The sequence below is a fragment of the Thermosipho sp. 1074 genome (assembly GCF_001999655.1).
GTDB lineage: Bacteria > Thermotogota > Thermotogae > Thermotogales > Fervidobacteriaceae > Thermosipho > Thermosipho affectus.
Map to the genome: position 1 here is coordinate 57,147 of NZ_LBEX01000005.1, position 10,908 is coordinate 68,054.

Below are 10,908 nucleotides of genomic sequence, written 5' to 3' on the forward strand. Positions count from 1 at the left end.
CTTGTATGCACCATATTGGATAATAGGAATTGAATATAAAGATAGGTTTGTTGGTAAAAAAAGTAGATATACATATAAAATAAACAATATAGTATTCCATCTTTTGGGAAAAGATTTTAACGCAAGCGTTTTAAAGATATTATCTAACGAAGAAATAGAAAATATCAAAGTTTTAGACGATTTTGATAGAATACCATACATTGCTGCTAATTTAAATAGCAGTATAAGACTTTCTACGTTACTTAGAAATATCCAAGAAAAAATCTGCAATCTAATAGATGCAGAAGCAGCATCTGTATTACTTTACAAAGAAGATCACCTTGAATTTCTTTCCACTGTAGGAAAAGCAAGTGGAAAAATAGAAAGTATCCCCGTACCTATGGAATCAATAGCAGGTACTATATTTTTAAAAGAAAAAACGTTAGTATTTAACGATATTACTAAAGCTCCACACTTTAAAGGGGTAGATAAAGCGTCAAAATTCAAAACAGAGAATATAGTAGGAGCCCCCATATATTCTGGGGATAAAAAGGTCGGAGTGCTTGAGATATTAAATAAAAAAGATGGATTCTCGCAAAAAGACGCGGAAATCATAGAAAAATTTGCAAAGTTAATAGGAAAAAAACTGCTCAGTACATGGGAACTTGAAAAAATGAGTAATCTATTTAAAAGTATCATTCTATCATTTGTGACAATGATAGATAAAAGAGATAAATATACTCACACACATTCAAATAACGTTGCAAAAATTTCAAGATTAATAGGAGAAAAAATGGGGTTATCAGAAAACATCCTTGAACAACTCGAATATTCAGCAATTCTTCATGATGTTGGGAAAATAGGAATCCCCGATTCTATATTATTAAAGCAAGGAAATCTAACAGATGAAGAATATAAAATAATACAATCCCATACAATTATTGGAGCAGAAATTTTATCTAAAATCAGGTACACAAATAAAGATATAATTTCTGGTGCCCTTGAACATCACGAAAGATTGGATGGTTCAGGTTATCCTTGTGGAAAAAAAGATATAAGCTTATTTGGAAGAATTATAGCAATTGTAGATGTATACGATGCACTCACTGCCAAAAGACCGTATAAGGAGCCGTGGCCCAAAGAAAAAGTTATATCCATATTAAAAAAAGACAGTGAAAAAGGGAAATTTGACAAAAAAATTGTTAAAATACTAGAAGAAATAGCCCCTTAATAGGGGCTATTTTTTGGCTGGGAGGGGTGGATTCGAACCACCACTGGCGGATCCAGAGTCCGCAGTCCTGCCGTTAGACGACCTCCCAAAACCTATTTTATTTTATCATATTTAATGATAAAATCAAGATAAAAGGAGGGGAAATAATGAGCATTCTAAAAGTTCTAGGCCCCGTTATGGTTGGCCCATCAAGTTCCCATACATTAGGAGCACTAAAAATTGCAAGATTTACTTACAAATTGTTAAACGGAATCCCAGAAGAAGTCACATTTATACTACACGGTTCATTTTCAAAAACTCACAAAGGCCATGGCACCGACAGAGCTTTACTTGCCGGTATTATGGGATTTAAACAAGATGATCCACGAATAAAACATGCATTTGAAATTGCAAATGAAAAAAAATTAAAATATTCTTTTGCAATCGAAGACCTTGGAGATGTCCATCCAAATACCGTTAAAATAAAATGTCTAAAAGACAATATATTACATGAAATTGAAGGTTCTTCAATAGGTGGTGGAGACATAAAAATTACAAGTATAGATTCTGTTCCATGTAACCTTTCTTGGGATTTTGATACATTAATTATTGTAAATAAAGATGTGCCTAAAGCCCTGGAAAAAATTTTGGATACAATTAAAGTTAACGTTGCAAATCTTTATCTTAGGAGAATTAACGCACTTCTTGAAAGGGCTTTGACGATTATTGAACTGGATGAACCTATTAACAATATAAACGAAATAAAAGCACTTTCATGGGTATACGAATGCTACTTTGTTAGGAGGGACGATTAATGAGTACTTGGAATGAAATACTTGAAATGTCAAAAACTATGCCACTTCCAGATGTAATTTTAACTATCGAAATGTTGGAATATGGCACTGATCCACAAGAAACAAAAGAAAAAATAGGAAAAATTTTAAAGGTAATTTTAGAGGAATCAAAAGAACAATTTGGAAAAAAACAAAAAACTTTAACGGGATTAACAGGAGACAATGCATATAAATTCAAAAATTATTCACCAAAGTTAATGGGAAAATTTAACTATATTGCCACAGTAACAGCACTTTCTATATCTGAGAGCAATGCCTCTATGGGAAGAATTGCAGCATGCCCCACTGCTGGGGCTTCTGGAATTATCCCAGGAGTATTCTATGCTCTACACTTAACTTTTAAACCAGACTTTGAAAAATTACTTAACGCATTTATTGTAGCAGGTGGAATAGGAAACGTAATAGCTAGAAAAGCTACACTCTCTGGAGCAGCAGGCGGTTGCCAAGCGGAAATTGGAAGTGCAGCCGCAATGGCTGCAGGTGGTCTTTCCTACTTTTTCTCCGAAGATGAAAAAATAAGCGGCAACGCAGCTGCATTAGCACTTAAATCATTAATGGGATTAGTCTGCGACCCAGTAGGAGGTTTCGTTGAAGTCCCTTGTGTAAAAAGAAATGGAAATATAGTAAACCTTGCAATTTCAAGCGCAGAATTAGCACTAAGCGGTATCAAAAGCGTTATACCTTTCGATGAAGTTGTTGAAGCAATGTACAAAGTTGGAAAAAGCCTTCCAGAAACACTCCGTGAAACAGGCGAAGGAGGAATCGCTGCAACAAAAACAGCAGCCAATTTATTGGAAAATATCTTCAAAAAATTTCATTAACAGTATTTATTTATAAATATTATATTTTTCCACAATCTTACAACAATTTACAACATATATTTTATATGTTAAAATTTTATATGATAAAAATTCAACAAATATTAAGAAAAAAAAGGGGGGGTAGTATGAATGATACTAATTTAGAAAAATTAAAAAATTGGTTAAGAGAAGAAAGAACTATTCAAGAATTAAAAGCAACAGCTAAAAAATTGGGGTTAAAGGTAAAAAGAATGATGAAAAAAAAGGAAGTTACAAAACTTATTGAAAACTATATAATCCAAAATGAAAAGATTAAAACATTTGAAAGACCTTCCTCAGCAACCTCTGCAACACTCCAAGAAAAAAAAGAAACACAAGAACCAGAAATAGACCTTCCAAAGTCATACAATAAAAACAGACTTGTGTTAATGCCTGTAAACCCAAACTGGATCCATGCATATTGGGATTTTAACTACGAAACACTTGAAAATATTAAGAAACTTCCTAAAGAATACAAATTAGTTCTCAGAGTATACGATGTGACATTTATAGAATTTAACGGAAAAAATGCACACAGAACCTTTGAAATTAGACTTAATATAGATATGAAAAATTACTATATAAACGTTCCCATGCCTAATGCAGATTATCTTTCAGAGATAGGTTATATTACACCAGATGGTAGTTTTTACCCATTAATACGTTCCAACGTTTGTAAAACTCCACCAAATTCACCAAGTAATAGTACAAGAGAAAGGTGGCTAGACATAAGAAAGAAAAGAAAAATTGTTACTCCTTCCGAAGGTATATTGGTAAAAGAAGTGGAAACAATCCCTGGTTCTCTTTTTAAAAGTGAAAGTAAAAATGAATTGGTTTGGGAATTATTTAGTAGATTAAGAAGCGGAAGGGGGATGTAATTATGCCTAAAGGAAATATTGTATTAGTATTACACGCACACCTTCCATTTATTCATCACCCAGATCATGATTTTTTTCTTGAAGAAAATTGGCTCTTTGAAGCAATAACCGAAACATATATTCCGCTTTTAAGAATGTTTAGAAGGTTAGAAAAGGATAATATAAAATTTAATATTACAATGTCCATAACCCCACCTTTAATGGAAATGCTTGCCAATAAAGATTTACAAGAAAAGTACATAAAGAGAATGAACAAATTAATAGAACTTGCAGAAAAAGAAGTGGAAAGAACAAAAGACGAACACCCAAAAAAACACAAGATGGCAAAATTTTACTTAAATGATTTTAAGGAAATTCTTTACATATTTAAAGACGTATATAATGGTAACATTTTAAACGGTTTTAAAGAATTTTTAGAAAAAGATAGATTAGATATTATTACCTGTAATGCTACCCATGGTTTTTTACCATTTATGGAACAATATCCACAAGCTATAAGGGCCCAATTGGAACAATCTATAAAAACATATGAGAGACATCTTGGAAAACGTCCCAGGGGAATTTGGCTTGCCGAATCTGCGTACTTTTCAGGACTTGATAAATACCTTGCAGAATACGGCATAGAATATTTCTTTGTCGATTCTCATGGTTTTTGGTATGCCGATGAAAGACCAAAATATGGAGTGTATAGACCAGTAATTACTCCAAATAACGTATTTGTATTTGCAAGAGATCCAGAAAGCAGTGAACAAGTTTGGAGTGCAGAAATAGGTTATCCAGGAGATGGAAGATATAGGGAATTTTACAGAGATATAGGTTTTGATAGAGAGTTTGAATATATAAAATCATACATTGATCCAAGTGGTGTAAGAACAAATACTGGAATCAAATATCACAAAATAACAAGCAAAGATATTCAATTAAACCAAAAAGACTTTTACGATATTGATGAAGCAAAAGATGCGGCAAAAGGACACGCACTTGATTTTCTAAGAAAAAAAGAGTATCAATCTTCCAAACTTTTAAATTTGTTTAATGGTTTAGAACCTATAATAGTCGCACCATTTGATGCGGAACTATTTGGGCACTGGTGGTTTGAGGGTCCCATCTTTCTTGAAGAATTTATGAGATACTCATCTAAAAGTAAAACCATTAGGACACTAAAAGCAAAAGATGTTGTAGATATGATAGAAAAGATACAGATTGTTACACCAGCTACATCAACTTGGGGTGCTAATGGATATAACGAAGTATGGTTAAATGGAACAAATGATTGGATTTATCCCCATTTACACGAAGCAATTGAAAAAATGACAGAAGCCGCAAATCTTTATCCAAACCCGGAAAAAAATTCAAGAAAGATAAACCTAGCTTTAAATCAAATGGCAAGAGAATTAATGCTTGCACAATCAAGTGATTGGGCCTTTATTATGACTACACGAACAAGTGTAGAATACGCTGTTAACAGAACAAAAACACATTTGAAACGTTTTCTAGATTTGTATAACATGGTTATTAGTGGTAAAATAGATATGAGAAGACTTTCACATTACAGTTGGCTTGATGATATTTTTCCGGACATTGATTACACTATGTATTTAAAGGTTTAAAAATCTTTTTGTGAGGAGGGATAAAAGTGCCCGCAAAGTATTTTGAAATAAGATGGCACGCAAGAGCCGGTCAAGGTGCAAAGAGTGCTTCGCAAATGCTTGCTGAAGCTGCTCTTGAAATGGGAAAATACGTTCAGTCATTCCCAGAATACGGTGCTGAAAGAACTGGTGCGCCAATGAAAGCTTTCAATCGTGTTTCAGATGATCCTATCACGGTCCACAGCTCAGTTGACAACCCAGATGTTGTTATAATCATTGACGATACTATGCTTGGACAACCTATGCTAGTAGATGGGACGGATGAAAACACGGTCTTTATTGTAAATACAGTAAAAACCATAGAATACGTAAGAGAAAAATTAGACACAAAAGGAAAAGTATGCACAATTGCCGCAACAGATATAGCACTTGAAGAATTGAAAAGAGGTATACCAAATACTGTTATGCTCGGTGCAATTGCAAAAGTTACCGGGGTTATAACTATTGAAAGTGCGGAAAAAAGAATTAGAAAAACCTTCTCCAAAAAATTCTCAGAAGAATTGGTTGAAGCAAACGTTAGGGCATTACGCCGTGGATTTGAGGAGGTGAAATGCAATGGCTGAACTCAAAGGTTGGAAAGAGATACCAATTGGTGGTGTAATAGATAAACCGGCAACAGCTAAAGAATATCAAACAGGTACCTGGAGAGTTATTAGACCTGTCCATCAACCCGAAAATTGTATACACTGTATGATGTGTTGGCTTTATTGTCCTGATCAAGCAATAGTAATTGAGGTTGTTGACGGAAAGCCAAAAATGAAAGGTTACAATTATTACTACTGTAAAGGGTGCGGTCTTTGCGCTAATGTTTGTCCAAAGACAAATGATAAATTACCCGAAGAAAAAAGAGCTATTGTCATGAAACCTGAAACGGAATTTCAAGATTGAGGAGGTGTTTGATGTGCCAGAAGTAAAAAATAGACAAGCTGTGACTGGAGCACAAGCAGTTGCAAATGCAATGCGTCAAATAAATCCAGATGTGGTTGCAGCGTATCCTATTACTCCACAAACTCCAGTAGTTGAATATTTTGCACAATACGTAGCCGATGGGCTTGCAGATACCGAAATGATCCCCGTTGAAAGTGAACACAGTGCAATGAGTGCTGTTGTAGGTGCAGCTGCAGCAGGTGCAAGGGCTATGACAGCAACAGCAGCAAACGGTCTTGCACTAATGCACGAAATTGTATATATAGCTGCTTCATCTAGATTACCAATAGTAATGCCAGTTGCAAATAGGGCACTTTCTGGACCAATTAATATCCACTGTGATCACAGTGATGCTATGGCAGAAAGAGATTCTGGTTGGATTCAACTTTGGGCAGAAAATGCTCAAGAAGCATATGATTTTACAATAATGGCAATAAGACTTGCAGAACATGAAGATATAAGATTACCGGTAATGGTCAATTTCGATGGTTTTATTATTTCTCACGGCGTTGAAGTTGTTGATTTTCTAGATGACGAAGTAGTTAAAAAATTTGTTGGAGAACCAAAAGTAAAATATCCATTGCTTGATGTAGATAATCCTGTAACACATGGTCCATTAGATTTGTACGACTACTACTTTGAACACAAAAGACAACAAATCGAAGCAATGAAACACGTATACAAGGTGTTTAATAAAGTTGCTGAAGAATTTGCAAAAATTTCTGGAAGAAAATACAATATTTTGGATGCATATAAAGTAGAAGATGCAGAATACGTCATGATAGCACTTGGTTCTACTGCAGGAACAATTAAATATACTGTAGATTTATTAAGAGAAGAAGGTCATAAAGTAGGAGTAATTAAACCCCAAATATTTAGACCTTTCCCAAAAACAGAACTCCAAGGATTGTTAAACGGAAGAAAAGCAGTAATTGTACTTGATAGATCCGCTTCTTTTGGTGCAGAAGCACCTTTATACGAAGCAGTTAAAAGCTCTCTTTACGAATTAGCCGTTAAACCTCAATTGGGAAGTTATGTTTACGGACTTGGTGGTAGAGATATTAAGATAGAACACATTAGAAAGGCATTTGAAGATGCATTTGCTGGGAATTTAATTGCAGACGAAGAAAGATATCTAGGACTCAGAGAATGAGGAGGTGTAATGAATGGCTTTAAATATAATGCAACTTGCTGTAAAATTTGCAGATAAAAATCCAGGTATTACCCAAGGTCATAGGCTCTGTCCAGGTTGTGCTGCTCCAAATGTTGCAAAATTTGCTTTAATGACAGCAGAAGCATTGGGATATACCCCAGTAGTTGGATTTGCAACTGGATGTATGGAAGTTTCCACAACAATTTATCCTTATACTGCATGGAATATACCATATATACACAATGCATTTGAAAACGCTGCAGCAACTGTAAGTGGTGTCGAAACAGCATATAGGGCTTTGCTAAAAAGGGGAAGACTAGTTGATCCAAATAAAAAATATGCATTTTTCGCTTTTGGTGGAGACGGCGGAACATACGATATAGGACTCCAATCTCTCTCTGGTGCAGTGGAAAGAGGACACAAATTTATCTATATAGTATATGATAACGAAGGATATATGAACACAGGTAATCAAAGATCAGGGGCAACACCTCCAGGTTCACAAACTACCACTCAACCCGTAGGTAAAAAATTACCTGGTAAAATTCAACTAAAGAAAAATCTCGTTGAAATCATGGCTAGTCATGAAAATGTATACGTAGCTACAGTTTCCACATCTGAACCTATGGACTTCTTCAAAAAAATTGAAAAAGCACTTGAGTTTGATGGTCCATCATTTATTGCTGCAATGTCACCATGTGTAAGATTTTGGAGGGTAAATGACGATAAAGCTGTTGAAATATCCAAACTTGCGGTAGAAACTGGTTACTGGCCACTATATGAAGTTGAAAGAGGAGTATACAAAATCACCAAAAAGGTTAAAGAATTAAAACCCGTAAGGGAATTTTTGGAAAAACAGGGAAGATTTAGAAACTTACTTAAGAGACCAGATGCAGATGAAATTATAAATGAATTACAAGAATACATTACAAGAAGATGGGAAAGGTTATTATCACTTGAAGAAGCAACTAAGGATAAACCAATTAGATAATAATTATCTTTTAACAATCCAAGTAACCTCAAACAGGTTACTTGGATTTTTTATGATATAATCCAATAAAGGAGTGATGATATGAATGATTTATTCAACATTATTTTCCAGATTTTTTGGATGATTTTAATTCTCAGCACTCTCTCACCAGTATTTAAATCACTTTCATTAAATAACTCAAGAGAAGGGATAATTAGATTAATAGAGAAAAAAAGAAAAAGTAGAGTAATTACACTTATTCACAGGGAAGAGGCGGTAAATTTTTTTGGATTACCACTTAGAAGATATATAGACATAGAAGATTCCGAAGAAATTTTAAGGGCTATCAAAATGACACCAAAAGATATGCCAATAGATATTATCATCCATACTCCAGGCGGATTAGTTTTAGCAGCAGAACAAATAGCAAATGCCTTAAAAAAACATCAAGCAAAAGTTACTGCATTCGTACCACACTATGCCATGTCAGGTGGTACACTAATTGCTCTTTCTGCTGATGAAATAATTATGGATGAAAATGCCGTTTTAGGTCCTATTGATCCACAACTTGGCCAATATCCTGCAGCATCTATTTTATCAGTTGTAAAGAATAAAGATATCAATAAAATTGACGATCAAACCTTAATTTTAGCAGATGTTGCTGAAAAAGCGTTAAATCAAATGAAAGAATACGCAATTAATTTATTAAAGGAAAAATATCCAAACGCAGAAGAACTTGCTGATAAACTAGTAAGTGGTTATTGGACTCATGATTACCCAATAACAGTTGAAAAGGCAAAAGAATTGGGCTTAAAAATATCCACTAACATGCCAAAAGAAATATACATGTTAATGGATTTATACAAACAATCAGGAAAAAGAAGACCATCTGTAAATTACGTTCCTATTGATTACAAAGAATTAAGTAAAAAACAGAGGTGAAATTTTGGTAATTACTTTAATCTCATCATTCATTTTAACGTTAATTTCCATTCCATTTATTAGAAAAATAGCCTTTAAATATGGAATAGTCGATATTCCAGACAATAATTTAAAAAATCATGAAAAAGCAACTCCATATCTCGGTGGAATGGCCTTTGTTCTTTCTTTCATCTTAACAACTCCATTTAGTCTGTTTAGAAAACTATACGTTATTTCCCTTAGCATTTTAGGTTTATACGATGATTTAAAATCATTAAACCCTTTTTTTAGAATGTCATTTGAAATTTTTGTTGGACTACTTGTCTCTTTAAGATTTTTGACAAATCCAATTGAAATCGTAGTTGCCACTATTTTTTACGCATTTTTAGTAAATTCCATCAATATGATGGATGGAATGGATGGTATATGTGCGACAACTTCCGCAATCTCCACTTTAGGATTAATTTGGACCGTTGCCTATCCAAACGATAAATACTACCTTTTTGCATTACTTGGGACATTATCTGCCTTTCTTTTTTATAATTTTCCACCTGCAAAGATATTCATGGGAGACCTTGGAAGTTATACAATAGGTGGAATTTTAGGAATCTCAATAATTTCTTCTTTTTCCAAAAGCATTACACATACAATCGCTTCATTAATAATACTTGCTCCATTTTTTGTTGACACTTTTTCAAGTATATTTAGGAGGATTTTAAACGGAAAATCTCCTTTTTCAGGCGACAGAGGACACATATACGATAAAATATTTAAAGTAACTCAAGATAAAAGAAAAACTATATTATTAATGGCATTAATAAGTATAATATTTTGCTCATTAGGAATATATTATCTATATTCAAAGATAATTTCTCTAATTTTGACAATTATTCTCACAATAGCATTAATTTTAAGATTAAAACTTTTAACATATGAGGGATAAAATGAAAAAAAGAACTATACTAATCACGTTATTTATTTGGATCTTTGTTATATTTTATTTTTCATCACGCTCACCTGTTGAATCTTCAACTCAATCAAGTTTCGTAACAAAAATCCTAAAAAAAATTGATAGTATTATGGACTTTTCCAATACCAAAGTTTTTAGGAATATAGAAATATTTTTAAAAAAACTTTGGTTTAAAACACAATACGTTCCTGCAGAAATGCTGGTAAGAAAAACCGCACATTTTAGCTTGTATTTTATATTGGGAATAATTACATTTTTTACGTTTTATAACAAAGGAATATTAATATCAAGCATAATAGGAATTACATTTCCAAATCTTGTTGCAACACTAGACGAATATACTCAACAATATTACAAAAGAGGATCATCGCTAAATGATGTGTTAATAGATTTATCAGGAACAATAACTGGAGTAGTATTATCATTGACAATAGTGCTAATAATTAAATTAATTAAAAATAAAATACAATAAAAAAAAGCAGGCGAAAGCCTGCGAAAAAAAAAATAAACCCGGGCGATACCTACTCTCGCAAGGGGCGTACCCCTTACTACCATCGG

General features: G+C 33.4%; 12 protein-coding genes and 1 tRNA gene. 12 read left to right on the top strand and 1 reads right to left on the bottom strand.

The genetic code is table 11. From position 1 onward, the window contains the following. Position 1 precedes the first annotated feature (1 nt). On the top strand, positions 2-1,210 hold the full coding sequence (locus tag XO08_RS02755) for an HD domain-containing phosphohydrolase (RefSeq protein ID WP_075665535.1): 1,209 nt from the start codon (positions 2-4) through the stop codon (positions 1,208-1,210). Positions 1,211-1,224: 14 nt separating this feature from the next. Here XO08_RS02755 and XO08_RS02760 read toward each other — a convergent pair. Further along, positions 1,225-1,298, bottom strand: a tRNA-Gln gene (locus XO08_RS02760). A gap of 58 nt (positions 1,299-1,356) precedes the next feature. Here XO08_RS02760 and sdaAB point away from each other — a divergent pair. From sdaAB to XO08_RS02815, 11 genes are all read left to right on the top strand, one after another. Then, on the top strand, positions 1,357-2,004 hold the full coding sequence (gene sdaAB, locus XO08_RS02765; RefSeq protein ID WP_075665536.1) for an L-serine ammonia-lyase, iron-sulfur-dependent subunit beta: 648 nt from the start codon (positions 1,357-1,359) through the stop codon (positions 2,002-2,004). Continuing rightward, positions 2,004-2,864, top strand: a complete 861-nt coding sequence (gene sdaAA / locus XO08_RS02770; RefSeq protein ID WP_075665537.1) for an L-serine ammonia-lyase, iron-sulfur-dependent, subunit alpha — start codon at positions 2,004-2,006, stop codon at positions 2,862-2,864. The genes sdaAB and sdaAA overlap by 1 nt, the downstream gene beginning before the upstream one ends. Before the next feature lie 125 nt (positions 2,865-2,989). Next, positions 2,990-3,760: a DUF4912 domain-containing protein gene (locus XO08_RS02775; protein ID WP_075665538.1), complete on the top strand. Its 771-nt coding sequence runs from the start codon at positions 2,990-2,992 to the stop codon at positions 3,758-3,760. 2 nt (positions 3,761-3,762) lie between these two features. After that, positions 3,763-5,370 (top strand): glycoside hydrolase family 57 protein, encoded by a 1,608-nt coding sequence (locus XO08_RS02780; RefSeq protein WP_075665539.1) that lies wholly within the window; start codon positions 3,763-3,765, stop codon positions 5,368-5,370. A 26-nt stretch (positions 5,371-5,396) separates the two neighbouring features. Further along, positions 5,397-5,972: a 2-oxoacid:acceptor oxidoreductase family protein gene (locus XO08_RS02785; RefSeq protein WP_075665540.1), complete on the top strand. Its 576-nt coding sequence runs from the start codon at positions 5,397-5,399 to the stop codon at positions 5,970-5,972. Further along, positions 5,965-6,297 carry a 4Fe-4S binding protein gene (locus tag XO08_RS02790; RefSeq protein WP_075665541.1) on the top strand — a complete coding sequence of 111 codons (333 nt, stop codon included), beginning with the start codon at positions 5,965-5,967 and terminating at the stop codon, positions 6,295-6,297. The genes XO08_RS02785 and XO08_RS02790 overlap by 8 nt, the downstream gene beginning before the upstream one ends. A 13-nt stretch (positions 6,298-6,310) precedes the next feature. Next, entirely contained in the window at positions 6,311-7,489 is a 1,179-nt protein-coding gene (porA, locus tag XO08_RS02795; protein ID WP_077287186.1) for a pyruvate synthase subunit PorA, read from the top strand. A gap of 13 nt (positions 7,490-7,502) precedes the next feature. Beyond that, positions 7,503-8,480 carry a thiamine pyrophosphate-dependent enzyme gene (locus XO08_RS02800; protein WP_075665542.1) on the top strand — a complete coding sequence of 326 codons (978 nt, stop codon included), beginning with the start codon at positions 7,503-7,505 and terminating at the stop codon, positions 8,478-8,480. Between the two features lie 81 nt (positions 8,481-8,561). Then, positions 8,562-9,401, top strand: a complete 840-nt coding sequence (locus XO08_RS02805) for an ATP-dependent Clp protease proteolytic subunit (RefSeq protein ID WP_075665543.1) — start codon at positions 8,562-8,564, stop codon at positions 9,399-9,401. Between the two features lie 4 nt (positions 9,402-9,405). Next, on the top strand, positions 9,406-10,323 hold the full coding sequence (locus tag XO08_RS02810) for a glycosyltransferase family 4 protein (protein ID WP_075665544.1): 918 nt from the start codon (positions 9,406-9,408) through the stop codon (positions 10,321-10,323). A gap of 1 nt (position 10,324) precedes the next feature. Further along, positions 10,325-10,822: a VanZ family protein gene (locus XO08_RS02815; protein WP_075665545.1), complete on the top strand. Its 498-nt coding sequence runs from the start codon at positions 10,325-10,327 to the stop codon at positions 10,820-10,822. The last annotated feature ends 86 nt before the right edge of the window (positions 10,823-10,908 follow it).

Excerpts from the sequence above, each read along its gene's own strand:
- sdaAA (WP_075665537.1), top strand. The coding sequence starts at position 2,004 with ATGAGTACTTGGAATGAAATACTTGAAATGTCAAAAACTATGCCACTT.
- XO08_RS02780 (WP_075665539.1), top strand. The coding sequence starts at position 3,763 with ATGCCTAAAGGAAATATTGTATTAGTATTACACGCACACCTTCCATTT.
- XO08_RS02800 (WP_075665542.1), top strand. The coding sequence starts at position 7,503 with ATGGCTTTAAATATAATGCAACTTGCTGTAAAATTTGCAGATAAAAAT.
- XO08_RS02775 (WP_075665538.1), top strand. The coding sequence starts at position 2,990 with ATGAATGATACTAATTTAGAAAAATTAAAAAATTGGTTAAGAGAAGAA.
- XO08_RS02790 (WP_075665541.1), top strand. The coding sequence starts at position 5,965 with ATGGCTGAACTCAAAGGTTGGAAAGAGATACCAATTGGTGGTGTAATA.
- XO08_RS02815 (WP_075665545.1), top strand. The coding sequence starts at position 10,325 with ATGAAAAAAAGAACTATACTAATCACGTTATTTATTTGGATCTTTGTT.
- XO08_RS02805 (WP_075665543.1), top strand. The coding sequence starts at position 8,562 with ATGAATGATTTATTCAACATTATTTTCCAGATTTTTTGGATGATTTTA.
- sdaAB (WP_075665536.1), top strand. The coding sequence starts at position 1,357 with ATGAGCATTCTAAAAGTTCTAGGCCCCGTTATGGTTGGCCCATCAAGT.